We start from the raw sequence: 25,618 nt of genomic DNA on the forward strand, positions 1-25,618 counted from the left end.
GCACTCCGACCGGCATATGCACCTTTCCGGCGGCGAACCGGTGACCACCACCGCGCCCCGGGCGCGTCACGATCGGCGGGTCCGCCGCATCCGGCTCCCCCGGGCGGCATCACGCCCCCGCCCACCCCGCGGCGACCCCGGCGCGGAACGGTTCCATCCGTCGGACTCATTGGCCGGAAACGAGCGCGCCCGGCGACCGGAGCCCGGCGTTCTTCAACGCTCGAACCGGTGTTCTTCGAAGCTCGAAAGAGACCCCTGATCGATCAACTCTGCTCATCGCAGGGGCAGTTGAGCGATCAGAGGGCGTCCCGGCAGCCCGGCTCAACGACCGCTGCGCGAAGCCGGGTTGAGCGAAGCACCGGGCCCGCACGCCCTCGCCCCCTCACCCGTGGGGGCGAGGGGGCGCGGGAACGGATGCCGGCAGCAGCGTCACTGCGGGGACGGGCTGCTGCTCGCCATGGCGTGGCACTTGCCGCCCTCCACCATTTTCAGGTGCGCGGCGACGATCGGGCGGGCCTCCTTGGCGGCCGCCTGGATCTGGGCGTCGTTACCGGACTTCAGCTCCTTGTCGATCAGCGCGAGCGCCTGCTGGTGGCCGCTGCTCTGGACCTTGAGCCAGGCGGTGTCGTAGGCCGCGGTGCCGTTCATCGGCTTCAGCGCGGACAGCGACTTCTGCTGCGCCGCGGTGGGCTCCTTCGGCAGGGTGATGTTCTTGGTCTTGGCGAGAGCCGCGCCCTTGGCGTCGAGCTTGGTGTGGTCGCGCACGATGATGGCCGAGACCTGTTTCACACAGCTGCTGCTCGCATGCGTACCGGCGTCCTTGCCCGCGGCTATCTCGGCCAGGTTCGCCTGGTGGATGGCCTGCAGGAACACCGCGTCCGCAGTGGCGGAGGGGCTGGCCGCACCGAAGGCGGCCGTGGTTCCGGTGAGGGTCAGCGCCGCGGCGGCGGCCGTCGTGGCGATGTGGGTGATGCGCATGGGTACCTCCACGTGTCCGTGGATCGGGTAGGGGCCGCTTCGGCATCCGGACCGCGCTCAACGCCAGTCCGGGCAGGGCCCGACCCTCGTCATCCTAGGTGTGCTCCTCACTGCGCGCCTCTCCAGATCACTCCCCGTAACCATCGGGCGGAGGGCCCCGCGATTCGCCCGTGGATCGACGGACGAAGGCCCCGCCGTGGGGTCAGGGTGCCGGGTAGGGGGCCGCCTTGAGGCGCCGGGCGAGGTGGCTCGTATGGGCGGCGAGGAGCTGCGAGCTCGACCGGGCGGGGGACGGGGAGAGGGTGCACACGAGCGCGACGGCGCGCAGCGGGACGTCGGGCGATGCCTGGGAGTGGGTCTGGTTCATCTCCATAAGGGTGCCTGTTCCCCGCCCGCCGCATTCCTGTCAGCCCGCCACATATCGAACACCGCTTGGCCGTTCGCCGGCCCGGGGACCAAGTCAGCCCAGGCGGGCGACGGGCTGGGTGGGCCGGGCCGTGGGGGGCCACCATTCGATGAGCAGCATGGTGGCGTCGTCGCGCAGGTCGCTGTCCTCGCTGTCGAGGATCGCGTGGATGAGGCGGCGCAGTGACTCGGCGGGGAGTTCGCCCGCGGCGGTGGCCAGGATGATGGAGTCCGTGAACCGGTCCATGCCGTACTCGCCGCCGCCCGCGGTACGCGCCTCGGTGACCCCGTCGGTGTAGAGCAGTACGCGGTCGCCGGGCTCCAGGGGCACCTCGTGGAGGTCGCGGGGGCCCTTGCTGAACCGGGCCGGCAGGCCCATCGGCGGCTGGGGGGTACGTTCGAGCGTGCCGTCCACGACCCGCCCGTCCCGGATCAGCACGGGTGGCGGATGGCCGCAGTTGGTCCAGCTGAACACCCCTGAAGCCAGGTCGAGTTGGGTCAGGATGCCGGTGCAGTACTTGTCGGGCAGCCACTGGGCGAGTGCCTGGTCGATGGTGTCGACGAGGTCGAGCAGCCCGAGCCCGGCCCGCCGGGCGCTGCGGCAGCCGGCCAGGGCCACCGCGGTGGTCAGGCCCGAGGCGAGGTCGTGACCCATGGCGTCCAGGATCGCGGCGTGCAGGGTGGACTGGGTGAGTGAGTGGTCGAAGGCATCGCCGCCGATCTCGTAGGCCGGCTCAAGCACGGCGGTCGACACGACGTGGTCGTTGCCGATGGTGCGTGGCGGCAGGAAGGCGCGCAGCATCTCGGCGGGCAGCTGCATGCGCTCGGCGCGAGCGCGGCGGGCGAAGCTGTCGCTGTAGGCGCGCTTGGAGGTGATGGCCATCGCGACGACCCCGGCCAGCATCCGGCAGCGGCGCAGCCGCAGCGCGTCCACGGAACGCGCGCGTACGCCGAGCACGCCCAGGCGCTCCGCGCCGTCCACCACGGGCAGCCAGAGGCACAACAGGCCGCCCTCTACGTCCTCCACCCGCAGGGACACCGTCCGGTAGCACCAGCCGGCGACGGACGCGTCGATGTCCAGCGTGGGGAGTCCTTCGGTGAGGGCGACCAGGCTGCGCTGCTGGATGTCCGTCAGGTAGATGACGACCTCCCCGAGGCCGAACGCCTCGGCACAGCGGTTGACGAGGAGCGGGAGGTCCATCGGCGTGGCGCTGTGCGCCTGCGCGAGCAGCTCCTCCAACAATCGCTCGCCGCCGCCCGGTTCATCGGCGTACTGCGTGCTCACGGGCCGGCCACCTCCTGTCGTGTGAGGCGGTCCCCCACCCCGTTCCGCGTCCCGCCCGCCGAAGCCGCGTCGCCGCTCACAGGCCGCCGTGCACCCGGTCGGGGGTGAGCGGGAGTTCCCGGAAGCGGACGCCGGTGGCGTGGTGGACGGCGTTGCCGATGGCCGCCGCGGTGCCGACGATGCCGATCTCGCCGATGCCCTTGCTGCCCATCGGGTTGAGGTGGTCGTCCCGCTCCTCGATCCAGTGCGCCTCGATGGCGGGCACATCGGCGTGCGCGGGTACGTGGTAGCCCGCGAGGTCGCTGCCGATGAACGCGCCGGACGCGGGGTCCACGCTGCCGCGCTCGGTGAGGGCCATGCCGAGTCCCATCACCATGCCGCCGATGAACTGGGACGTGGCGGTCCGTGCGTTGAGGACGCGCCCGACCGCGTACACGCCGAGCAGCCTGCGTACCCGTACCTCGCCGGTGCCGGTGTCGACCGCCACCTGTGCGAAGTGGGCGCCGAAGGCGTGCCGCGCGTAGGCGGACTTCTGGTCCGCCGAACCCTTGGTGTCCGCGGACGCCGTGAGCCCGTCGGGGGGCAACGGGCCGGTGTGGCACTGGAGTTGACCGGCCAGGGCGCGGCTCGCGTCGTGCACGGCCCAGCCCCAGGACGCGGTGCCGGACGAGCCGCCGGCGAGGGGCGCCTGCGGCAGCCCGGTGGAGCCGATCTCGGTACGGACGCTCTCGACACCCACGCCGAGCGCGTCCGCCGCGACCTGCGCGAGGACGGTACGGGCCCCGGTGCCGATGTCGGTGGCGTTCACCCGCACCACGTGGAGCCCGTCGGGATGGGCGGTGACGGTCGCCCGGCTGGGCGAGACCAGGACCGGGTAGGTCGCCGAGGCCACACCGGTGCCGGTGAGCCACGCCCCCTCGCGCCTGATCCCCGGCCGGGGGTCGCGGTCGGCCCAGCCGAAGCGCCGCGCGCCCTCGCGCAGGCACTCGACGAGGTGACGGCTGCTGAACGGGAGCCCGCTGTCCGGCTCACGGCCCGGTTCGTTGCGCGCCCGCAGCTCGATGGGGTCCAGGCCGAGGGCGCAGGCGAGTTCGTCGACGGCCGATTCCAGGGCGTACATGCCGGGTGCCTCGCCCGGGGCACGCATCCAGGACGGGGTGGGCACGTCGAGGGCGGCCACCTTGTGGTCGGTGAGGCTGCTGCCGCTGGCGTACATGACCCGGGCGGGCACGGCAGCCTGCTCGACGAACTCCTTGACCCGCGAGGTGTGCGTGGTGACCTCGTGGATCACCGAGGCGAGGGTGCCGTCGGCGTCCGAGCCGAGCCGCAGCCGGTGCTCGGTCGGTGCGCGGTGGCCGACGAGTTCGGTCAACTGCCGCCTGGACAGGGCGAGTTTGACGGGACGGCCGGTGTGCAGGGACGCCATCGCGGCGAGCACGACATGCGGCCGTGGCGTGCCCTTGGAACCGAACCCGCCGCCGACGTGTTCACTGATGACGGTGACCTGCTCCTCGGGGAGCCCGAAGAGGTCGGCCAGGACGGACCGTACGGTGTCGGAGCCCTGGCTGCTGTCGTACACGGTCAGCCGGCCGTCGTGCCAGTTCACGGTCGCGCCGTGCGGCTCCATCGGGTGGTTGTGCAGCGGCGGCACCCGGTAGCGCACGTCGACGCGCACCGGGGCCGCGGCGAACGCCTCTTCCGGTTCGCCGCGCCTGCGTTCCGCGGGATGGCCGCCGTTGGCCTCCTCGGGGCGGTAGGCGTCGGCGGTGTTGTCGCCGAGGACCGACTCGTGCGGCTCGGTGGCGTAGGTGACCCGCACGGCCTCGGCGGCGGCACGGGCCGCCTCGATGGTGTCGGCGATCGCGACGGCCACCGGCCAGCCGTGGTGCGGAACCTTCGCGTCCTGGAGGACGGCGAGGGTCGCGTCGTCCGACGTGCCGAGGCGGGGCGCAGATTCGGGGGTGAGGACATCGACCACGTCGGGCAGGGCGAGGGCGTCGGCGATGTCGAGGGAGGCGATCCGGCCCCGCGCGACGGTGGCCGTGACCGGCCAGGCGTACAGGCAGCCCGGCGGCGTGTACTCGGTGGCGTACAGCGCCTCGCCGGTCACCTTCGCGCGACCCTCGCGGCGTTCTATTGGTGCGCCGAGCGCGTTCGCGTGCGAAGCCATGGCGGTTCTCCTCCCAGGCGGATCAGGGGCGGCGGTCCTCCGAGGAGGCGTCAGGCCGTTGTGGACAGCGAGCCGAGGACCTGAGTGGCGAGGTCGCGGGCGAGCGTCACCTTGTAGGCGTTGTCCCGCAGCGGTACGGCCTCGGCGAGCTCGGCCTCCACCGCCCGGGCGACGGATTCGGGGCTCGGCCGGGTGCCGAGCAGGGCGGCTTCCGTGCGCCGGGCGCGCCAGGGCCGGTGGGCGAGCCCGCCGAAGGCGACGCCGGCATGCCGGATCTCGCCGTCCTCCAGCTGGAGGACGGCGGCCACCGAGGCAAGCGCGAACGCGTACGAGGCCCGCTCGCGCACCTTGCGGTAGTGGGAGACCGCGCCATGGGGAAGCGCCGGAAGGAGGACGGCGGTGATCAGTTCGCCGGGGCGGATCACGGTGTCGAGTTCGGGCTGGTCGCCGGGCAGGCGGTGGAACTCCGTTGCGGGAACGGTCCGCCCGCCGCCGGGCCCGGCCAGTTCCACGACGGCGTCCACGGCGGCGAGCGCCACGCACAGGTCGGACGGGTTCGTCGCGACGCAGTGCGGCGAGTGGCCGAGGACGGCGTGGTCGTGGTTGACGCCCTCGATGGCCGCACAACCGCTGCCCGGAACCCGCTTGTTGCAGGCTTTCGCCAGGTCCTGGAAGTAGGCGCAGCGCGTGCGCTGCAGGAGGTTGCCCCCGGTGGTCGCCATGTTGCGCAGCTGGCCCGACGCGCCGCTGAGGACGGCCTGCGAGACGACGGGGTAGCGCTCGCGGATCAGTGGGTGCGCGGCGAGGTCGCTGTTGCGCACGGTCGCGCCGACGCGTACGGAACCATCGGGTTGTTCCCGCACGTCGTCGAGCGGGAGGCGGGTGATGTCGACCAGGACCTCGGGGCGCTCCACACCGAGCTTCATCAGGTCGACGAGGTTGGTGCCGCCGCCCAGGTAGCGGGCCTCGGTCCGGCCCCCGTGGGCGGAGGCCGCCTCTTCCACGCTGCCCGCGCGCAGATACGACACGGGTTTCACGAGACCACGTCCTGGACCGCCTCGACGATGTGCGGGTAGGCCCCGCACCGGCAGAGGTTGCCGCTCATCCGCTCGCGGATCTCCTCGTCGGTCAGCGGTACCGGGCCGTCCGCCGCCAGGTCCGGGTCGGTGACGACGGAGGGCTGTCCCGACCTGGCCTCGGCCAGCATGCCGACGGCCGAGCAGAGCTGACCGGGGGTGCAGTAGCCGCACTGGAAGGCGTCGCGCTCCAGGAAGGCGCGCTGGATCGGGTGGAGGTCGCCGTCGGCGTCCTCCGTCCTGGCCAGGCCCTCCACCGTCACCACGGCGCAGCCGTCCACGGCGACGGCCAGGAGCAGACAGCTGTTGACCCGCCGTCCGTCCACGAGCACCGTGCACGCTCCGCACTGGCCGTGGTCGCAGCCCTTCTTGGAGCCCGTCAGGGCGAGCCGCTCGCGCAGCAGGTCGAGCAGCGTGGTGCGGTGATCGACCTCGACCTCGACGGGGGCGTCGTTCACGCTCAGGGTCACCGGTGATCCGGTCGCTCCGGGCGGTGAGTCCGCGGGCCGGGGCCAGGGTGCGTACCGAATCGTCGTGCCGGGGTCGCCGTGGGGCCCCTTGTTGCTTTCCATCGTTCCTCTGTCCCTCGATCCGGACGGCCGGCCGCCGCCCGCATCATCAGCCTCGTACAGCTCACGCCGTCCGGCATCCCGAGCGGCGCGGGCACGACGGAGCGGGGCGGCCCCGGTGGGCCGCCCCGCTCCGGATGCGTGGCTTCAGCTGTTCTCGGCCTGGAACATCCAGGCGTGCTTCTCCAGGTCGGCGGTCAGCGCGATGAGGAGGTCCTGGCTCACCGGGTCGGGCTCGTCGGTGGCCTTGATGCGCTCCCGCATCCGCTCCGTGATCCGGCCGAGGGCGACGACCATGACTTCCACGGCCTCGGAGTCCTTGATCCAGCCCTCCGGAATGGTGCCGATCGCGCTGCTCCCGGCGACGGTCGCGGCACGCCCGTCCGGGTTCACCCCGAGCGCCGAGGCGCGCTCCGCGACGGTGTCCGAGTGCTGGCGTGCCGTGGTCACGACGTCGTCGAGCTGGAGGTGCACGGAGCGGAAGCGCGGGCCCACCACGTTCCAGTGCACCTGCTTGGCCGCGAGCGACAGGTCGACCAGGTCGACGAGGGCGCCCTGCAGGGCGGAGCCGACGACCTTCAGATCCGCATCGGACAGCGAACTCTTCACGACAGACACTGCTTCACTCCATTTCGCCTTTGCTGCTATCCGCTGGACCGTTCACCGGTCCGATATGTCGCCTTCCTCGAAAATCCGGCCCCAAACGGGTGCGGTACGAAAAAAGGGAATGCCGACGGGCCGATGCAAAGGTCAGGCACAAAGACCAGGCACAAAGACCAGGCACAAAGACTCGGCGCAAAGGCTCGGCGCAAAGGCCCGGCACACAGGACGGTGGCCCACCGGACATCCGGTGGGCCACCAACCACGCTGTTTCAGAAGGGAGTTCAGATGAGGGGAGCCCCGTAATAGCGGCCGACGATGTCCCGGTAGGTGGGATCGTCGAGGTGGGTGGCGGGCTCGAACTCCGGGGAGTGTTTGACCTGGTCCCGGGTGAGGGCAACATGGATCTTCTTGTCGTCCGGGTCGAGCCTGGTGACCGTGCCGGCCGGCAGCAGGACGCGCTTGCCGAAGATCCACGGGCCGGTGTCCACCACGAGGTGCGCGGAACCGACCTCGTCGGAGTGGTTGTCGACCTTGCCGATGTCGCCGTCGGCAGCCTCCACCTTCCAGCCGCGCAGATCAACGCCGGCGAGGTGGCCGCTGGTGTCCTTGAAGCCCCACAGGTCCTCGTTCATCGAAGGTGCCCCTTTCCTTGTCGATGTCGTGTCCGGGCGGTCGGGTTAGCGCCGGAAGGCTTCGTTCGCCTTCTGCTTCTGCTCGCGGGTCTCGCCCTTGACCTGGTCGATACGCCCCTCGGCGGTGAGCCGGTCGTTACCGGTCATGCGGCCGAGCATTTCCTTGACCTTGCCCTTTGCCTGTTCGGCCTTGGCACCGGCCTTCTCATCGGCAGACATCGTGTCGCCTCCACCATGAATTCTTTGCGGGTACGCCCTACGCCTGGCCGATTCGGCGGAGTTCAAACAGGCCGGAACGCCTTGGGCGGAAAGGGAGTTCAGCCCATGGCCAGGATCTGGGAGAGGAACGCGTCCACGTCCACCGTTTCCTCGCCCGGCGCAACCAGCTCGTACGTCCGGTCGAGGAAATCGCGCAGCGCGGGCTCCCACGCGGAGAACACCGCGCGGCCCCATTCGCCGTCGAGGCCGCACCCCGCGAGTTCGATGCGCGCCTCGCGCCGGCCGTCGACGGACCGGGGGGAGACGCGTACGTCTCCGTCGCCGACCTCCCGGGCGAGGCCCTGGGACAGCAGGTCGCGCTCGATCGTCCAGGTGACGGAAACGTCCTCCTGCAGTTCGAAGCGGACGCGGACCGCGAACGGGTCGTCCGTCTCGTAGACGAGCCGTGTCACGAGGGGGATCCGCTCGGTGGCGTCGATCTCCAGGTTCATGAACACGGTCTCGCACAGGGAACTCACGGATCTCCTCCAGCGTCCGGGCTCGGGCAGCGGGCACCCGCCCAGGGGGAAATCCTTCAGCGGCGGCGGGGGCCCGGCCCGTCTCGGGCCCCCGGCGCGGCACCGCCTGTGTGTCAGGCGTGCGCGGGCTGGTCCTCGGTCATTCCGGCCCGGAGCTTGGCCAGGATCCGCGTCAGCAGGCGCGAGACCTGCATCTGCGAGACACCGAGCTCGGTACCGATCTCGGCCTGTGTCAGTTCCTGGCCGAAGCGCATGCTCACGATGCGGCGTTCGCGCTCGGTCAGCTCGCCCATCAAGGGGGCCAGGGACTGGAGGTTCTCCACCTTCTCCATGCCCGGGTCCTCCTCGCCGATGAAGTCGACGAGCGTACGGCTGCGGCCACCGGCCGTGCCGCCCGACTCCTCGGCGTCGGCGGACATGTCGAGGGAGCCGGCGGTGTAGCCGTTGGCCGCGACGAGACCTTCGACGACCTCTTCCTCGTCCCGGTCGAGGAGCGCGGCGAGTTCGCTCACCGTCGGGTCGCGGTCCAGATCGCGGGCGAGGGTCTCCTTGGCCTTCGCGATCTCCACCCGCAGCTCCTGGAGCCGACGCGGCACGTGCACGGCCCACGTCGTGTCACGGAAGAAGCGCTTGATCTCCCCCACGATGTAGGGGACGGCGAAGGAGGTGAACTCCACTTCGCGCGACAGCTCGAACCGGTCGATCGCCTTTATCAGGCCGATCGTGCCGACCTGGATGACGTCCTCCATCTCGCCACTGCCCCGGTTGCGGAAGCGGCCGGCCGCGAAGCGCACCAACGACAGGTTCATCTCGATCAGTGTGTTGCGCGCGTACTGGTAGTCGGCGGTGCCTTCTTCCAGTACCTGGAGCCGCTCGAAGAAGACCTTCGAGAGCTCGCGCGCGTCCTTCGGCGCGACCTTCCCCGCATCCTCCACCCAGGGCAAGTCCCCCACCCCCGGGTCCATGGTCATGGCTGCCGTCCGGTCCGTCCGCTCCGGCCCCGTCACCTGCGCCGCTGCCATGAGGACAACCTCCCTAGTCACCGTGCTTCATCCGTCGAAGCCCTCGGGTGCCCCTTTCGATCCGGATCATGCACAGTGTCCCCCAAGTGGCCGAAGCACCTTGCGGGGAGAAACTGTTTCCGCTGCTCACGCGGCTAACGCGGCAGGGCGACGCAGATGTTCTTGCCGCCCTCGCCGCACGGGGTGACGGCCACGCTGCGGGCGAGGTCGCGGACCAGGACCCAGCCGAAGCCGCCTTCGCACCCGCGCATGTCGGGCGTGCGCTCGCGCGGCGGTTGCGGGCTCGGGTCGCGCACGGTGATGTGCAGCAGACCGGGGTCGGCGGCGAACAGCAGCGCCGTGACGCCGCCCGCGTGCCGCAGCGCGTTGGTGACGAGTTCGGAGACGACGAGCAGGACGTTCTCGGCGCTCTCCCGGGACGGCCGGGGCGCCAGCGCGGAGAGGAAGGCACGGGCTTCGTCACGGGCCTGGGCCGCGGTGGCCGGCCCCGTGCTGACGTGCGCGGCGCTCGGCGAAGCGCCGGTGCTGGCAGGCGGGCGCGCCATGATCGAAACCCCCAGAAAACTCGCCCTGGACTGTGGATGTACTGAGGCTTCTGCCCCGCTTCCCCATGGCCGAACGTGGGCCCGCCCCACCATAAGTCCCGCTCGGTGCGGCCGGCACCCCGGCCCCCTCAGGCCCCCGCGCCCCGCACCTGCGACGATCGCCCGCTCTCGGCCTCGGCGGCCTTCGCCATGTTGCGGGCCATCCCGCCGAAGACGATCGCGTGGAAGGGCGAGACGCTCCACCAGTAGGCATGGCCGAGCAGACCCCGCGGATGGAAGACGGCACGCTGCCGGTACCGGCTGCGGCCGGGCCCCTTGGCCTCGAGGCTCATCTCCAGCCACGCGAGACCGGGCAGCCGCATCTCCGCGCGCAGCCGCAGCAGCCGGCACCGCCCGCCGATGTACCCGGTGGCCCCGGTCACCAGGCAGCGGAGCGACGCCCGGTCCTGCTGTGTCTCGTCTCCTGCGGCCACCGGGCGCTCCCTCTCTGTACGGTTGTCCTCGTACGGGTCCCTGTTGCCGATCATGCGGGGCCGACCTCTCCCCCGCACGACGGACCCCGATCGGGGCGGTCGCACCTCGCGTCGGTATCCCCGGGACCGCAGCCCAACCGGTCACATACCGCACCCGGCAGTACCCCCTCCTCCAACTCCTCCAACTCCTCCAATGTCGGACCAACCCTTCGCCACGCCCGCTCCGAATCACCTGCGGGGCGGGCGATGTCCAGGAGGATCGGACTGCCGGTGCCCGGCAGCTCCGGCGTCGGCGCCGCCCGCCCAGTCCATGACGTACGCCCCGAGGAGACGACCCAGTGACGGTGTCCGTGGTCCTGTTCACTTCCGATCTGCGGTTGCACGACAACCCCGTGCTCTCCGCCGCCGTCCGCGGATCCGATCAGGTGGTCCCGCTGTTCGTGGACGACGACGGGGTGCGGGCCGCCGGGTTCGACGCACCCAACCGGCGGGCCTTCCTCGCCGATTGCCTGACCGATCTGGACGCCGGCCTGCGATCGCGCGGCGGGCACCTGGTGGTCCGCGGCGGTGACGTGGTGCGGGAGGTCTGTGCCGTCGTGACGTCGGTGGGGGCCGACCGGGTGCATGTCGCGAGCGGCGTGAGCGGGTACGCCGCGCGGCGCGAGGAGCGGCTGCGGGAGGCGCTGGAGCCGCTCGGCTGCGGCCTGTCGGTGCACGACGCGGTGGTGACCGCGCTCGCGCCGGGCGCCGTGGTTCCGGCGGACCGGGATCACTACACCGTGTTCACGCCGTACTTCCGGCGCTGGTCTCAGGAGGGCCTGCGCGAAGTGGCGCCGACCCCGAGGAAGATCTCCGTGCCCAAGGTGGCGGCGGGGTCCCTGCCCCGGCGCGCCTCGGTGAAGGGAGTGTCGCCCGCGCTCGTCGAGGGCGGCGAGACGGCGGGCCGCAAGCGGCTGCGGCAGTGGCTCGCGGGACCCGTCTCCGGGTACGAGGACGGCCACGACGATCTGGCGGGCGACGCCACCTCCCGCCTCTCCCCCTTCCTCCACTTCGGCGCGCTCTCCGCCGTCGAACTCGTCCGCCTCGCCCGGCGCGAGGACTCCCCGGGCGCCCATGCCTTCGTACGCCAGCTGGCCTGGCGGGACTTCCACCACCAGGTGCTCGCGGCCCGCCCCGCCGCCGCCCACCGGGACTACCGGCCGCGCGGCGACCGGTGGCGCGACGAGGAGCGGGAGATCACCGCCTGGCGCGACGGGCGCACCGGCTATCCACTGGTGGACGCGGCGATGCGGCAGCTCGCCCACGAGGGGTGGATGCACAACCGGGGCCGGATGCTGGTGGCGAGTTTCCTGACCAAGACGCTGTACGCCGACTGGCGCACCGGCGCCCGGCACTTCCTGGATCTGCTGGTGGACGGCGATGTCGCGAACAACCAGCTCAACTGGCAGTGGGTGGCCGGGACCGGCACCGACACCCGCCCCAACCGGGTCCTCAACCCGGTGATCCAGGGCAAGCGCTTCGACCCGGAGGGCGCCTACGTCAAGCGCTGGGTTCCCGAACTCGCCGATCTGGAGCGGAAGTTCGTGCACGAACCCTGGAAGCTCAAAGAGGCGGACCGGGCCGGGCTCGACTACCCGGAACCCGTCGTCGACCTCGCCGAGGGCCGCGCCCGCTTCGAACGGGCCCGCGGGGCATGACACCGAGGCGCCACCCCTCGCAACGACGTGGCGCAGGTCACACGCATGACCCAGCGGGACGGGGGCATTCGATTTTCAAGCCCCCCTCAGGGCCAGGCGTCCCCCCGACCTGGCCCGGGCTTGCGGCCCCGCCATCCACTCCCCCCCCCCGGATGCGCGGGGCCGCTCCTCATGGACAGTTCGTTCACCTGCCCCACATGCCGCCCCTGCCAGGAGCGGCGGGACGCATCGACGCCCCCGGACGGCCGCTAGCGCACGGTGACTCCGATGAGACAGGTGTCGTCGTCGGTGTCCGCGTTCGTATAGCGCAGCAGATGGTCGAGCTGGTCCTCCAGCTGGCCCCCACGGCCCAACTGGCGCGGCTTGCCCGCCACTTGGAGCAGGCTCTCGAGTGAGTCCTGCACCGACCGGTCCCGCCGCTCGATCAGTCCGTCCGTGTACATCAGCAGCGTGTCACCGGGCTCCAGCTGGGTGTGCCCCTCCTCGTACGTGGCCTGGCCGACGGCGCCGAGCAGGATGCCGCCGACCTTGGGCAGCGTGGCCGCCTTGCCGTCGCGCAGCAGCACGGGCGGCAGATGACCCGCCCTGGCCCAGCGCAGTTGGCGGGAGCCGGGGTCGTACAGGCCGCAGACCGCGGTCGCCGTGACGTTGTCGGTGAGGTGGTGGGTGACGGTGTTCAGCCACGCCAACAGCTGGGCGGGCCCGGCGCCGGTGGTGGCGAGGCCCCGCAGCGCGTTGCGCAGCGCGACCATCCCGGTCGCGGCCTCGATGCCGTGGCCCGCCACATCGCCCACGCACAGCAGCACTTGGCCTGACGGCAGCGCCACGGCGTCGTACCAGTCGCCCCCGACCAGGTGGTCCTTCTCCGCGGGGCGGTAGCGGACGGCCACACTCAGGTTGTGCAGGTCAACGGGCCCGTGGCTGGGCGGCATGATGGCGTGCTGGAGCCGGAGGGCGAGCCGGTTGCGCTCGGCCGTCTCCTGCTGGCTCTGAGCGAGTTGGTCCCGGGTGGCCGCGAGCGCCACCTCGGTCCAGTGCTGGGCCGAGACGTCCTGGTAGGCGCCGCGCACCGAGGTGACCCGGGCGTTCTCGTCGAGCACCGGCTCGGCGACGACGCGGATGTGCCGGGCCACGCTGTCGGCGCGCTGCAACCGGAAGGCGGTCGACGCGGGACGGTGGTGGTGGAGGAGCGAGCGCAGGAACCGGCCGATGGAGTGGGCGTCGTCCGGGTGGACGTGCGCGGCCAGTTGGTCGAGCGGGATCGGTTCGGCGGTGGGTGGCAGGCCGTACAGGTCGAAGAGGGTGTCGTTCCACGCGATGTCGCCGGTGATCAGGTTCTCCTCGAACCCGCCGATCCGGCCGAGGCGTTGGGCGTGCTGCAACAGGCTGGCGACCTTCGGCGTCCCGTCCTCCAGGCGCAGCACGACAAGGACGTGCGCGCCCTGGCGGCTGATGCTGACCTGGGCCTGGGTGGTCAGCGGAACGGTGTCCACCACCGCCGCGAGCCGCATGCGCTCGGCTCGGAAGGGCTCACCGGTGGCCAGGACGTGCTCCACCTTGTCGAACAGACCCCCGGGTTCGGCCACGAGCGGGTAGGCGTCCAGGAGGAGAGCGCCGGCGATCATGTTCCTGGGCCGGCCCGCGAAGTCGACGAAGCCCGTGTTGACGTGGCGGATCAGGAAGTCGGCGGGGGTGTCCGCCGTATCGAGGAGCGGCTGGAGGACCAGACACGGGTCGTTGAGTCCGTCGGCGAGGTCGAGGAGTTCGGTCAGCCGGGGGTCGGCGGGCTGTTTCGACCGGGGGTCCTGCTCGCTGAACGGATGGCTCTCCAGGGCGATCGCGCACAGCTCGGCCAGGACCTGCAGCTGACGGTCGACGGACTGGGACCGCACGGGCAGCGGCTCGGCCCAGCAGATTTCGAGTACCCCGATGATGCGGCCGCCGGCGCCGGCCGGAACCGCGACCCGGCCCCCGCTCAGTTCCCGCAGCCCGATGGACGGCAGCGCCGCCCCGGCGAGGGTGTCATAACTCGTGGTGGCGCGGTTGTCGAGGGCACGCCGGGCCGGGGTGGGAACCCCGGGCGGCACATGGCGCCAGCGCGCCGGTTCCTCGTCGCCGAACCCGGCGCTGCCGGCCAGCGAGAGGGACTGGTCGGCGTGGGCGGCCCAGATGGCGACGGCGACCGCGCCCAGCGGGGCCAGGGCGTGCTGGAGGATCGACTGGGCCACGGACTGCGCGTCGCCGGCCGAGAGGGCGCCCGCCTCGGCGCTGCGCAGACGCAGGCCGACGGACGCGCGGGCCGGCTGGCCGGCTTCGGCGACGAAGTCCCGGGCGAGGCCGGCGATGTCGTCCCGGGTCGCCTGGTTGACGAGGTCGGCCGCCAGCTCCAGCGTGGAGAGGCCGGCCTGCGCGGCGAGGCCTTCCAGTTGCGCCGCCGCCTCGACCGGACTGCACCGCAGGCGTTCGACGAGGATTCCGCTGGCCAGGTCGACCAGGGCGCGGCCATCGGCCTCGGCCTGGGCGCGCCGGAGCTGCCCCTGCAGCCGGTGGACGGTGCCGGCGAGCCGGCCCACCGCGCCCGCGCCCTCGGCGGCCGCCGTCGTGGCGGGCGCGCCTTCGGGGGCCGCAGCGGTGGTCAACCTCTGCTCCGGCAAAGGGAGTTCCGGGGCGGTGAGGCGGCCGCCACTGTGCTCGTCCCCGGCTTCATGGGGCTTGGACACAAGCTCGCTCCTTGGGAGTTGGACGGGTCGGTGAGGCGGCCGGACGGCGTCAGGCGGTCAGCTGCCGCTTGATCCGTGCGACCAGCTCGTGCGCGTCCACGGGCTTGGTGACGTAGTCACTGGCTCCGGAGGCCAGGCTCTTCTCCCGGTCGCCGACCATCGCCTTGGCGGTCACGGCGATGATCGGCAGATCGGCGTGGGCGGGCATGGCTCGGATGGCCGAGGTGGCCGTGTAGCCGTCCATCTCCGGCATCATCACGTCCATCAGGATGAGGTCGATGCCGGGGTGCGAGGTCAGGGTGTCGATGGCGACCCTGCCGTTCTCGGCCTGCAGGACGGCCATGCCGTGCAGTTCGAGGATGCCGGTGATGGCGTACAGGTTGCGGTCGTCGTCGTCGACCACCAGGACCGTGCGTCCGGTGAGCGAGCTGTCGACCTGGTGGCTGACGAGCACCGGCTCGTCGGCGCGTACCAGGGGGAGGACGTCTCCGGGCTGGTCCGCGCTCAGGTGCAGGGCGATGCGCTCGCGCAGTTCGTCGAGGCTGGAGATCAGCTCCAACGGCTGGGACGCGGCCCGCTTCTGGAGGATCTGCTCCTGCTCCGTGCCGAGCCGGCGGTTGTTGTGGGCCAGGACCGGAACCCCGCGCAGCGCGGCGTCCCGCGCCATGTCCTCCAGGAAGCGCAGCGCCGCGTCACCCGGCAGGTCCAGCTCAAGGACCACGCAGTGGCAGGGGGTCGCGGCCAGCGCCGCGGCGGCCTCGTTGACGCCGACGGCCGCGGTGATCTCCACCGGGCCGCGCGGGTCGCCCAGGTCGGGGTGGGCGGCCAGATCGCCGACCGCGCTCTCCGCGACGAGGGACAGCAGACCGCGCGAGCGCTCCTCGACGACGAGCAGCCGCTTGGGCTGTACGGGTTCGGGAGCCGGCACGGCCGGACGGTGCGGCTCGGGCTCGGCGGCGGCTTCCTCCTGGGGCGCGGCGGCCGGCAGGACGGGGCGGCCGACCTGCGCGTTGAGTTCGGCGTAGTCGGGCCGGGCGACCGGCAGGTAGAAGGTGAACGTGCTGCCCTGGCCCAGTGCGCTCTCCGCGGTGATCGCCCCGCCGAGCAGGAAGGCGATCTCGCGGCTGATCGACAGGCCGAGGCCGGTGCCGCCGTACTTGCGGCTGGTCGTGCCGTCCGCCTGCTGGAAGGCGCCGAAGACGGTTTCGAGGTGCTGCGGTGCGATGCCGATGCCGGTGTCCACGACGTGGAAGGCGATCACCGGGCCGCCGCGCCGGGCCGCTTCGGGGGCGAGCTGCTCGGTGAGCAGTTCGATCCGCAGCTCGACGCCGCCCTTCTCGGTGAACTTGACGGCGTTGGAGAGCAGGTTGCGCAGCACTTGGCGCAGCCGGTAGTCGTCGGTGAGCAGTTCGGCGGGCAGGGTGTCGGCGGTCGCCACCGTGAAGGTCAGGCTCTTCTGACTGGTCACGGGCCGGAAGGTGGCCTCGATGTAGTCGAGGAGCTTGCGCAGCGAGATCCGCTCCGGGCTGACGTCCATCTTGCCCGCCTCGACCTTGGACAGATCGAGGATGTCGTTGATGAGCTGGAGCAGGTCGGAGCCCGCGGAGTGAATGATGCCGGCGTACTCCACCTGCTTGGGGGTGAGGTTGCGGCTCGGGTTCTGGGCCAGCAACTGGGCAAGGATCAGAAGGCTGTTGAGCGGGGTGCGCAGCTCGTGGCTCATGTTGGCGAGGAACTCGGACTTGTACTTGGAGGCCAGCGAGAGCTGGTGCGCGCGGTCCTCCAGTTCCTGGCGGGCCTGCTCGATCTCCAGGTTCTTGGTCTCGATGTCGCGGTTCTGGGCGACGAGCAGCTCGGCCTTCTCCTCCAACTCGGCGTTGGAGGACTGGAGTTCCTCCTGCCGGGCCTGCAACTCCTGCGAGCGGGTCTGGAGTTCGGCGGTGAGCCGCTGCGATTCACCGAGGAGCTCGTCGGTGCGGGCGTTGGCCGTGATCGTGTTGACGTTGACGCCGATGGCTTCCATCAGCTGTTCCAGGAAGTCTCGGTGGATCGGTGTGAACGCGTGCACGGTGGCGAGTTCGATGACGCCGAGGACCTGCTCCTCGACCACGATGGGCAGCACCATCAGGCAGACGGGCTCGGTGCTGCCGAGGCCCGAGGAGACGGACACGTAGTCGGCCGGCAGGTCGTCGACGGCGATGGTGCGCTTGCTGCGGGCGGCCTGGCCGACGAAGGACTGGCCGAGCTTGAAGCGCGCCCCGAGCGTGGCGTCGGGCCGCGCGTACGAGCCGATCGGGTTGAGGTACACCCCGTCGCCGGTCTCCTCGGCGAGGTAGAAGGCGCCGTACTGGGCGGAGACGAGGGGGGTGAGCTCGTCCATGATGAGCTCGGCCACGACGGCGAGGTCGCGGCGCCCCTGCATCAGACCGGAGATCCGGGCCAGGTTGGACTTGAGCCAGTCCTGTTCCTCGTTGGCCCGGGTGGTCTCGCGCAGCGACTCCACCATGAAGTTGATGTTGTCCTTCAGGTCCGCGACCTCGCCCGAGGCGTCGACGGTGATGGACCGGGTCAGGTCGCCCTCGGCGACGGCGCCGGTCACCTCGGCGATCGCGCGGACCTGCCGGGTGAGGTTGCCGGCCAGTTCGTTGACGTTCTCGGTGAGCCGCTTCCAGGTGCCGGAGACGCCCTCGACCTCGGCCTGTCCGCCGAGCCTGCCCTCGCTGCCCACCTCGCGGGCGACGCGGGTGACCTCGGCGGCGAAGGAGGAGAGCTGGTCCACCATCGTGTTGATCGTGGTCTTGAGTTCCAGGATCTCGCCGCGTGCGTCCACGTCGATCTTGCGGGTCAGGTCGCCCTGCGCGACGGCGGTGGTGACCTGCGCGATGTTGCGGACCTGGCTGGTCAGGTTGTGGGCCATGAAGTTGACGTTGTCGGTGAGGTCCTTCCAGGTCCCCGCGACGTTCGGGACGCGGGCCTGCCCGCCGAGAGTGCCTTCGGTGCCGACCTCGCGGGCGACGCGGGTGACCTCGTCGGCGAACGCGGACAGCGTGTCGACCATCGTGTTGATGACCCCGGCGAGCGCGGCGACCTCGCCCTTGGCCTCGACGTTGATCTTTTGCGAGAGGTCGCCCTTGGCGACCGCGGTGGCGACCTGGGCGATCGAGCGGACCTGCCCGGTGAGGTTCGAGGCCATCACGTTGACGTTGTCGGTGAGGTCCTTCCACGTGCCGGAGACACCCCGGACGGTGGCCTGTCCGCCCAGGTTGCCCTCGGTGCCGACCTCGCGCGCGACCCGCGTCACCTCGTCCGCGAACGCGCCGAGCTGGTCGACCATCGTGTTGATGGTCTCCTTGAGTTCAAGGATCTCGCCCCGGGCGTCCACCCGGATCTTCTGCGACAGGTCGCCCTTGGCGACCGCCGTCGTCACCTCGGCGATGGAACGGACCTGTGCGGTGAGGTTGTCGGCCATGACGTTGACCGACTCGGTCAGGTCCCGCCAGGTGCCCGAGACGTCACGGACGTCCGCCTGCCCGCCGAGCCGCCCCTCGGTACCCACCTCGCGGGCCACCCGGGTCACCTCTCCGGCGAACGAGGAGAGCTGGTCGACCATCGTGTTGATGGTGTCCTTCAGTTCCAGGACCTCACCGCGCGCGGTGACCGTGATCTTCTGCGACAGATCGCCCTTCGCCACGGCGGTGGCGACCTGGGCGATCGAGCGGACCTGCGCGGTGAGGTTGCCGGCCATGCCGTTGACGGAGTCGGTCAGGTCCCGCCAGGTGCCCGAGACACCCTTGACGTCGGCCTGGCCGCCGAGGATGCCCTCGGTGCCGACCTCGCGCGCCATGCGGGTCACCTCGTCGGCGAACGCGGAGAGCTGGTCCACCATCGTGTTGACCGTGCTCTTCAGCTCCAGGATCTCGCCCCGGGCATCGACGGTGATCTTCTGCGAGAGGTCGCCACGGGCCACGGCCGTGGTCACCTGGGCGATGTTGCGGACCTGGTCGGTGAGGTTGCCCGCCATGAAGTTGACCGAGTCGGTCAGGTCCCGCCAGGTGCCACCCACGCCGGGCACCTGCGCCTGGCCGCCCAGACGGCCTTCGCTGCCCACCTCGCGGGCGACGCGGGTGACCTCGTCGGCGAAGGCGGAGAGCTGGTCCACCATCGTGTTGACGGTGTTCTTGAGTTCCAGGATCTCGCCGCGGGCCGCCACGTCGATCTTCTGCGAGAGGTCGCCCTGGGCGACCGCGGTGGCCACCTGGGCGATGTCACGGACCTGGCTGGTGAGGTTGCCCGCCATCGCGTTGACGGAGTCGGTCAGGTCCTTCCACGTACCGGAGACGCCGGGCACCTCGGCCTGGCCGCCGAGCCGCCCGTCGGTGCCGACCTCCCGGGCCACCCGGGTCACCTCGGAAGTGAACAGGGAGAGTTGGTCGACCATCCCGTTGAAGACGGTGGCGATCTCGCCGAGCAGGCCGTCCGTCTCGCCGGGCAGCCGGGTGCCGAAGTCGCCGTCCCGTACCGCGGTCAGGCCCGCGAGCAGCTGTCGCAGTTCCGACTCCCCGACCTGGGCGGGACCGGAGGATCCCGCGGTCCGCTGCTGAGCAACGCCGGGCTTTGTCGAGCCAGCCATCGAACTTCGCCTCCGTCGTACGCCAGGCCAACGGCCCGCCATGGTCGCCCCATTTGATACGTGGCCTGCACACCGAACTCACGCGATCCACACCGGGCGCACACGTACCGCCGAGGAGGTTATCCCACCGCCCGGACCCACCGGGCCGGGCCGCCGGAACTGTCCTGACCTGGCGGACCCCGGGCACTCGCGCACCGGGCGAGCTAGGCTCAGCACCGTTCATCGCCCGTGTCGGCGCCACGAAAGGGGGCCATGTGTCGACATCCGACGGCCTCGCCGCGCCGACCGCAGACGGTGGGAACTCCGACTTCGGGCACCGCCCGCCGACCGCCGACAGTGGGAACCGCGACTACGGGCACCGCCCGACGTCCCAGAGTCGGCCGTACGCACCGCGCCGGTCGGCGCGGCTTCTTCCCGACGCGTGCGCCGCCGGGGAGGTGCCCGCATGACCGACACCGTCACCACGTGTCCGGACGCAGAGACCTTCGTCCATCCCGCGCTCTTCTACCGGGACCTCGACGAGTACGTCCGCGGGACCGGCGGCTTCGTGCGGGACGCCCTCGCGGCGGACGAGCCGGTCCTCGTCGCCGTCCCCGGGCCCCGCCTCGACGCCCTGCGCGAGGACCTCGGCCCGGACGCCGCCGCCGTCGAGTTCGCCGACATGACCGAGCTCGGCCGCAACCCCGGCCGCATCCTCGCCGCGTTCCAGGGCTTCGCCGACCAGCATCCCGGCCGGGCCGCCCGGATCGTGGGCGAGCCGATCTGGGCGGGCCGTTCGCCTGCCGAGATCCTGGAGGCGACCCGCCACGAGGCCCTGGTCAACACCGCGTTCACCGACCGCAGGGGCACCGTCCTGTGCACGTACGACGCCACCGCCCTGCCCCCGCGGTTGCTCGACGACGCGAGACGTACCCATCCCACGCTCATCGAGGACAGCCGCGTCCGCGCCAGCTCCGCCTATGTCCGCGCCGAGGTCGTCTGCGCGGACTGCGACCTGCCACTGCCCCAACCCGCCGCCACCGACGTGGAGTTGATGTACACGGGCGGTCGGCTCGGCGAGGTCCGCGAGCGGACCGACGCCTGGGTGCGGGATACGAAGCTGACTCCCCTGCGCCGCGGCGACTTCGTCATCGCCGTCAACGAGGCCGCCGCCAATTCCGTCGCCCACGGGGGCGGCAGCGGCAGCCTGCGGCTGTGGACCGGCGACTGCGGGACCGCGGTGGCGGAGATCCGTGACGGCGGCCGGCTGACCAACCCGCTGGCCGGCCGCCGCAGGCCCTCACCCGCGTCGAGCGACGGCGGGCGCGGCCTGTGGATGATCCACCAGCTCTGCGACCTCGTCGAGGTCCGCGCCCACGACACCGGCCTCACCCTGCGGCTGCACATCTCCCCCGCCTGAGCCCCACCGGGCCGCAGCGCCTCCCCTCTCTCTTCCGCCCCACGGGAAACTCCCGTGCTCCCCGCTTCAACGCGGATTCCGGGGGCACTCTGTCGGCCACGGTGCACGCACCGTGACGACTCGAATGGACGCAGAGCAGAAAGCGAGGAAGGTTGGTGGGAGACCCCCTTCCTCGATTACTACGGCAAACCGCTTCACCGACCCGCTCAGCGAGGCCTCGCATGGCACGTTCGACCACCCCTGACGCGCCTCTGGCCCGGTTCGCCCCGACGGACCGGCTGTGGCGACTGCCCGGTGTGTACGCGCCGCAGCACGACACGCGTCTGCTCGCGGCCGCGCTGCGCCACGAAGGCTCGCTCTCCGGCCTGGACGTGCTGGACATCGGGACCGGCAGCGGCGCCTTGGCGCTCTACGCGGCACATCTGGGCGCACGGGTGACCGCCCTCGACGTCTCGCGGCGGGCGGTGTGGAGCACCCGGTTCAACGCCTGGCGGGCGGGCCTGCCGGTCGATGTCCACCGGGGCCGTATCGAGGACCTCGCCGGCCGTCGCTTCGATCTGATCCTGAGCAACCCGCCCTATGTACCCGCACCCCACCGCCGGCCGCCGACCCGGGGCGCCGCACGGGCCTGGGACGCCGGGGTCGACGGGCGCCAGGTGCTCGACCAGCTCGGCAGGGCAGCCCCAGCCCTCCTCGGACCGCACGGCGTGTTCCTCCTGGTGCACTCGGCGCTGAGCGGCACCGACGCGACGCTGGACGTGCTGGAAGCGGCCGGCCTGCGGGCGAAGGTGGCCGACCGGGAGCTCATTCCCTACGGGCCCGTGCTGCGCTCGCGCCTGGGGTGGCTGCGCGCCCGGGGTCTGGTGGGACCGGACGACACGATGGAGGAACTGGTGGTGATCCGTGCCGAACACATCTGAACAGACCGGGGCCGCCGCCCCCGCACGGCGGGTCGCCGTCGATCCGGAGGGCCCCGTCCTGATCGAGGGCCCGGTGGAGGTGACGGCCGCCGACGGCACGGTCGCCCGCTCGGACCGCTTCGTCGTCGCCGTCTGCATGTGCCGGCGCACCCGCACCCCGCCGTGGTGCGACACCAGCCACCGCCGCCGCGTCCGCCACCAGGACGCCGCCACCGACACCCCGGAGAGCACCCCGTGACCGCCCTGCCCACACCACGCGGGCCGCTGTCCCGGGCCGTGGTCACCGCTCTGGGCCACGGCCCGGACGCCGCACTGCCCGACGCCTCGGCCGTCGACGCCGCCGACCCGTACGGCGACGACCTCCAACTCGCCCTGTACGCGCTGTACGAGCTGCACTACCGCGGCTTCGAGGGCGTGGCCGACGAGCTCGAATGGGACCCGGCACTGCTCACCCTGCGCCGCGACCTGGAACGCCCCTTCCTGGCCGCGCTGCGTGCCGACACCCCGCACGGCCGCACCGCACAGCAGGCGCTCGACGAACTGCTCGTCGAGCCCGTCGAAGCCACCGGAAGCGTGAGCCACCACCTGTCGGGCGACGGGGAGTTGTGGCAGATGCGGGAGTACGTAAAGCTCCGCTCGCTCTACCACCTCAAGGAGGCCGACCCCCATCTGTGGGTGGTGCCCCGGCTGCGCGGGCGCGCCAAGGCGGGCATGGTGGCCATCGAGTACGACGAGTTCGGTGCGGGGCACGCCGACCGCATCCACGCACAGCTCTTCGCGAACCTGATGGACGATCTCGGCCTGGACTCCGCCTACGGCCGCCATGTCGACGAGGCGCCGGCCGAGGCCCTGGTCACGGTCAACCTCATGTCCCTCTTCGGTCTGCACCGGGCTCTGCGCGGAGCGCTGATCGGCCACTTCGCGGCCGTGGAGATCACCTCGTCCCCCGGCTCGCGGAGGCTCGCCGCCGCGATGCGTCGCCTGGAGGCGGGCCCGGCGGCCGAACACTTCTACGCGGAGCACGTCGAGGCGGACGCGGTGCACGAACAAGTGGTGCGCCACGAGGTCGTGGCCGGTCTCCTGGCCGACGAGCCCTTCCTGGACGCCGACATCGCCTTCGGCGCCGATGCCACGGGACTGGTCGAGGACCGCCTGGCCCGGCATCTCCTCACCGCGTGGGGCGAGGGGCGCTCGGCCCTGTACGCGGGCCACACCATCGCGGTCTAAAGGATCACGGGGTGCGAACCCCCACATACCGCCGCACAATGGCGATACCCGACAGCCTGGAGGCTGATCACGATGGTCCCACTGCTCCTCGTCCTGCTCCTGGTACTGATCCTCTTCGGTGCGGGTTTCGCCCTGAAGATCCTGTGGTGGATCGCGATCGTCGTGCTGGTCCTGTGGCTGATCGGCTTCATCGCCCGGCCGAAGAACGGCAGCGGCCGCTGGTACCGCTGGTAACCAACAGGCCCGACCCGGTAACGAATCAATAACGGGACTAGCCCAGTCTTCAAGGCCTGTTTCGGTCCCGGACAGGCAACCCGCGACCGGCGGCCACCCGGTGGCACCAGGCTCATGCGCAGACGCGACGGCCGTACGACCAGACACCCTCGTCGTACGGCCGTTTCGTCAACTCCCCTCCCCCGAAGGTCAGTTCACCCCGAGCGGTCGACTGCCCTCACCCCAAGGAGTGCCATGGGTCCCGTGTCCCGACGCAGATTCATCAGCATGGCGGCAGGCGCCACCGGCAGCGCGGCGGCGCTGTCCGCACTGCCGGACGCCCTCCAGCAGGCGCTGGCCGCCCCCGCGGTCGGTGGCGGCAGCATCGACGACATCCAGCACGTGGTCGTCTTCATGCAGGAGAACCGGGCGTTCGACCACTACTACGGGTCGCTGAAGGGGGTGCGGGGCTTCGCCGACCGCAACGCCATCGGCCTGCCGAGCGGCAAGTCCGTGTTCCACCAGCCCTACGCGAACGCCGACGGCCACATCCTGCCGTTCCACATGGACACCGCGACGACCAGCGCCATCTGCGCCGACGCGCCCGCCATGAGCTACCCCGTGGACACGGCCATCTGGCACGGCGGCAAGTACGACGCCTGGAACACCGCGCGCACGCCCGGCCTCGGCATGGGCCACTTCAAGCGCGCGGACCTGCCGTTCTACTACGCACTCGCGGACGCCTTCACGGTCTGCGACCACTACTTCTGCTCGACCCTGACCCAGACCAACCCGAACCGGCTGCATCTGTTCACGGGCTCGAACGGACTGTCCGTGGGCCAGAGCGCCGTACTCGACAACACCGAGCCCTCGGCCGGATTCACCTGGACCACCTACGCGGAGCGCCTGGAAGCGGCCGGGATCAGCTGGAAGATCTACCAGCAGAGCGACAACTTCGACGACAACGCACTGGCCTGGTTCGCCAACTTCAAGCAGGCGAAGGCCGGTTCGGCCCTGCACGACAAGGGCATGGCGACCGTGCCCGACCTCGTGACCGCCTTCACGAAGGACATCGAGGCGGGCACCCTGCCCCAGGTGTCGTGGATCATCGCGCCGGCCGCACAGTCCGAACACGCCAACTACAAGCCGGCCTGGGGCGAGGACCTCTCGGCGCGGCTGCTCGCGGCCCTGGCCGCGAACCAGGGCACCTGGTCGAAGACCGCCTTCATCCTCAACTACGACGAGAACGGCGGCTTCTTCGACCACGTGCCGCCGCCCGTCCCGCCCGCCTCTGCAACGCAGGGCATCAGCTCGGTCAGCACGACGGGCGAGATATCCGGCGGCAAGGCGATCGGCATGGGTCCGCGTGTCCCCCTGATCGTCGTGTCCCCCTGGACCAGGGGCGGCTACGTATGCTCCCAGGTATTCGACCACACCTCGGTGATCCGCTTCCTGGAGCAGCGCTTCGGTGTCCACGAGCCCAACATCAGCGCCTGGCGGCGGACGGTGAGCGGCGACCTCACCTCGGCGTTCGGCTTCGGCACGACCGACCCGTCCTGGCCGTCGCTCCCCGACACCAGCGGCTATGTCTCCGGCGCCGACACCCAGTGCTCCACCCTGCCCGCGCCGAAGGTTCCCGCCCAACAGGCCCTGCCCGTACAGGAGTCGGGGACCAAACCGGCGCGGGCGCTGCCGTGGCAGCCGAACGCGAACGGCAGGACGGACTGCGCGGGCGGCAAGTTCTGGATCGACATGGCCAACACCGGTACGGCAGGCGTGACGTTCTCGGTCTACCCCAACGCCTATCGCACGGACGGCCCCTGGCTGTACACGGTCGGGGCCGGAGCCACCGTCTCGGACTACTGGGCGGCCGGCACCGGCGCCTACGACCTGTCCCTGTACGGGCCCAACGGCTTCCACCGCCGTTTCGTGGGCAACCGTGTCACCGCGTGTGCCGGCACCGCCGCCTCGCCGGAGGTCGCCGTCGGCTACGACACGACGCGCGGTGAGGTGCGGCTGGCCTTCACCAACTCCGGTGGCAGCGCGGCCACGGTGACGGTCACGGACAACGCGTACGCCACCGGCGGACCCTGGACGTATCCGGTACCGGCCCACACCACCATCGCCGCCCCGGTCTCCGCCTCGTTCGCGACGGCGAGCGGCTGGTACGACCTCACGGTCACCGCCGGCACCTCGGACGGTTTCCTGCGCCGCCTGGCCGGGCACGTCGAGACGGGCACGACCACCGTCACGGACCCGGCGATGGCCAGGGCGGCCGCACCGCTCCGCCTCTGACGGCGGCACGGGCGAACGGGTC

At 71.4% G+C, this 25,618-nt stretch carries 21 protein-coding genes and 1 pseudogene; 7 read left to right on the top strand and 15 right to left on the bottom strand.

The features are described 5' to 3' along the window. Nucleotides 1-429: 429 nt before the first annotated feature. The 13 genes and pseudogenes from IE267_RS12790 to IE267_RS12850 all read right to left on the bottom strand — a co-directional run. Nucleotides 430-978 (bottom strand): DUF4142 domain-containing protein, encoded by a 549-nt coding sequence (locus IE267_RS12790; protein WP_167162083.1) that lies wholly within the window; start codon nucleotides 976-978, stop codon nucleotides 430-432. A gap of 202 nt (nucleotides 979-1,180) precedes the next feature. Further along, complete coding sequence (locus tag IE267_RS12795) at nucleotides 1,181-1,345, bottom strand: hypothetical protein (protein ID WP_189763499.1); 165 nt, start codon at nucleotides 1,343-1,345, stop codon at nucleotides 1,181-1,183. Nucleotides 1,346-1,438: 93 nt separating this feature from the next. Beyond that, the gene (locus IE267_RS12800; protein WP_229861074.1) at nucleotides 1,439-2,668 is read right to left on the bottom strand and encodes a PP2C family protein-serine/threonine phosphatase; all 1,230 of its coding nucleotides are present in this window, start codon (nucleotides 2,666-2,668) and stop codon (nucleotides 1,439-1,441) included. A 76-nt stretch (nucleotides 2,669-2,744) separates the two neighbouring features. After that, nucleotides 2,745-4,838 (bottom strand): xanthine dehydrogenase family protein molybdopterin-binding subunit, encoded by a 2,094-nt coding sequence (locus tag IE267_RS12805; RefSeq protein WP_189763269.1) that lies wholly within the window; start codon nucleotides 4,836-4,838, stop codon nucleotides 2,745-2,747. A 50-nt stretch (nucleotides 4,839-4,888) separates the two neighbouring features. After that, complete coding sequence (locus IE267_RS12810) at nucleotides 4,889-5,875, bottom strand: FAD binding domain-containing protein (protein WP_189763270.1); 987 nt, start codon at nucleotides 5,873-5,875, stop codon at nucleotides 4,889-4,891. Continuing rightward, nucleotides 5,872-6,486, bottom strand: coding sequence for a (2Fe-2S)-binding protein (locus tag IE267_RS12815; protein WP_189763271.1), 615 nt, complete (start codon nucleotides 6,484-6,486; stop codon nucleotides 5,872-5,874). Before IE267_RS12815 ends, IE267_RS12810 begins: the two co-directional genes overlap by 4 nt. A gap of 144 nt (nucleotides 6,487-6,630) precedes the next feature. Beyond that, nucleotides 6,631-7,101, bottom strand: coding sequence for a Dps family protein (locus IE267_RS12820; RefSeq protein ID WP_167162091.1), 471 nt, complete (start codon nucleotides 7,099-7,101; stop codon nucleotides 6,631-6,633). 266 nt (nucleotides 7,102-7,367) lie between these two features. After that, complete coding sequence (locus IE267_RS12825; protein WP_161248795.1) at nucleotides 7,368-7,718, bottom strand: PRC-barrel domain containing protein; 351 nt, start codon at nucleotides 7,716-7,718, stop codon at nucleotides 7,368-7,370. A gap of 45 nt (nucleotides 7,719-7,763) precedes the next feature. Then, the gene (locus IE267_RS12830; protein ID WP_167162093.1) at nucleotides 7,764-7,937 is read right to left on the bottom strand and encodes a CsbD family protein; all 174 of its coding nucleotides are present in this window, start codon (nucleotides 7,935-7,937) and stop codon (nucleotides 7,764-7,766) included. A 98-nt stretch (nucleotides 7,938-8,035) separates the two neighbouring features. Next, nucleotides 8,036-8,455 carry an SsgA family sporulation/cell division regulator gene (locus IE267_RS12835; protein WP_167162095.1) on the bottom strand — a complete coding sequence of 140 codons (420 nt, stop codon included), beginning with the start codon at nucleotides 8,453-8,455 and terminating at the stop codon, nucleotides 8,036-8,038. Nucleotides 8,456-8,568: 113 nt separating this feature from the next. Beyond that, nucleotides 8,569-9,477, bottom strand: a complete 909-nt coding sequence (locus IE267_RS12840; RefSeq protein ID WP_373304539.1) for an RNA polymerase sigma factor SigF — start codon at nucleotides 9,475-9,477, stop codon at nucleotides 8,569-8,571. A 134-nt stretch (nucleotides 9,478-9,611) separates the two neighbouring features. Then, nucleotides 9,612-10,022, bottom strand: coding sequence for an ATP-binding protein (locus tag IE267_RS12845; protein WP_189763272.1), 411 nt, complete (start codon nucleotides 10,020-10,022; stop codon nucleotides 9,612-9,614). Between the two features lie 128 nt (nucleotides 10,023-10,150). Next, nucleotides 10,151-10,408: pseudogene (locus IE267_RS12850) on the bottom strand (DUF2867 domain-containing protein); the annotation flags it as partial. A gap of 425 nt (nucleotides 10,409-10,833) precedes the next feature. Between IE267_RS12850 and IE267_RS12855 the strand changes: the two are divergent. Continuing rightward, on the top strand, nucleotides 10,834-12,192 hold the full coding sequence (locus tag IE267_RS12855; protein ID WP_189763273.1) for a cryptochrome/photolyase family protein: 1,359 nt from the start codon (nucleotides 10,834-10,836) through the stop codon (nucleotides 12,190-12,192). Between the two features lie 248 nt (nucleotides 12,193-12,440). Here IE267_RS12855 and IE267_RS12860 read toward each other — a convergent pair whose 3' ends face one another. Continuing rightward, nucleotides 12,441-14,912, bottom strand: coding sequence for a SpoIIE family protein phosphatase (locus tag IE267_RS12860; protein ID WP_229861076.1), 2,472 nt, complete (start codon nucleotides 14,910-14,912; stop codon nucleotides 12,441-12,443). Nucleotides 14,913-14,961: 49 nt separating this feature from the next. Further along, nucleotides 14,962-19,542, bottom strand: coding sequence for a HAMP domain-containing hybrid sensor histidine kinase/response regulator (locus IE267_RS12865; protein ID WP_167162101.1), 4,581 nt, complete (start codon nucleotides 19,540-19,542; stop codon nucleotides 14,962-14,964). A gap of 445 nt (nucleotides 19,543-19,987) precedes the next feature. On the opposite strand from IE267_RS12865, the gene IE267_RS12870 reads away from it, so the two are divergent. From IE267_RS12870 to IE267_RS12895, 6 genes are all read left to right on the top strand, one after another. After that, nucleotides 19,988-20,941, top strand: coding sequence for an anti-sigma factor RsbA family regulatory protein (locus tag IE267_RS12870; RefSeq protein ID WP_167162103.1), 954 nt, complete (start codon nucleotides 19,988-19,990; stop codon nucleotides 20,939-20,941). 221 nt (nucleotides 20,942-21,162) lie between these two features. Beyond that, nucleotides 21,163-21,861: a HemK2/MTQ2 family protein methyltransferase gene (locus IE267_RS12875; protein ID WP_167162105.1), complete on the top strand. Its 699-nt coding sequence runs from the start codon at nucleotides 21,163-21,165 to the stop codon at nucleotides 21,859-21,861. Next, nucleotides 21,845-22,099 (top strand): CDGSH iron-sulfur domain-containing protein, encoded by a 255-nt coding sequence (locus tag IE267_RS12880; protein WP_189763274.1) that lies wholly within the window; start codon nucleotides 21,845-21,847, stop codon nucleotides 22,097-22,099. The genes IE267_RS12875 and IE267_RS12880 overlap by 17 nt, the downstream gene beginning before the upstream one ends. Continuing rightward, on the top strand, nucleotides 22,096-23,088 hold the full coding sequence (locus IE267_RS12885; protein ID WP_189763275.1) for an iron-containing redox enzyme family protein: 993 nt from the start codon (nucleotides 22,096-22,098) through the stop codon (nucleotides 23,086-23,088). The genes IE267_RS12880 and IE267_RS12885 overlap by 4 nt, the downstream gene beginning before the upstream one ends. A 72-nt stretch (nucleotides 23,089-23,160) precedes the next feature. Continuing rightward, complete coding sequence (locus IE267_RS12890; RefSeq protein ID WP_100576273.1) at nucleotides 23,161-23,322, top strand: DUF5670 family protein; 162 nt, start codon at nucleotides 23,161-23,163, stop codon at nucleotides 23,320-23,322. A gap of 234 nt (nucleotides 23,323-23,556) precedes the next feature. Beyond that, nucleotides 23,557-25,596, top strand: coding sequence for a phosphocholine-specific phospholipase C (locus IE267_RS12895; protein WP_189763276.1), 2,040 nt, complete (start codon nucleotides 23,557-23,559; stop codon nucleotides 25,594-25,596). Nucleotides 25,597-25,618 lie beyond the last annotated feature (22 nt).

The sequence above is a fragment of the Streptomyces xanthochromogenes genome (assembly GCF_014650455.1).
GTDB classification, from domain to species: domain Bacteria; phylum Actinomycetota; class Actinomycetes; order Streptomycetales; family Streptomycetaceae; genus Streptomyces; species Streptomyces xanthochromogenes.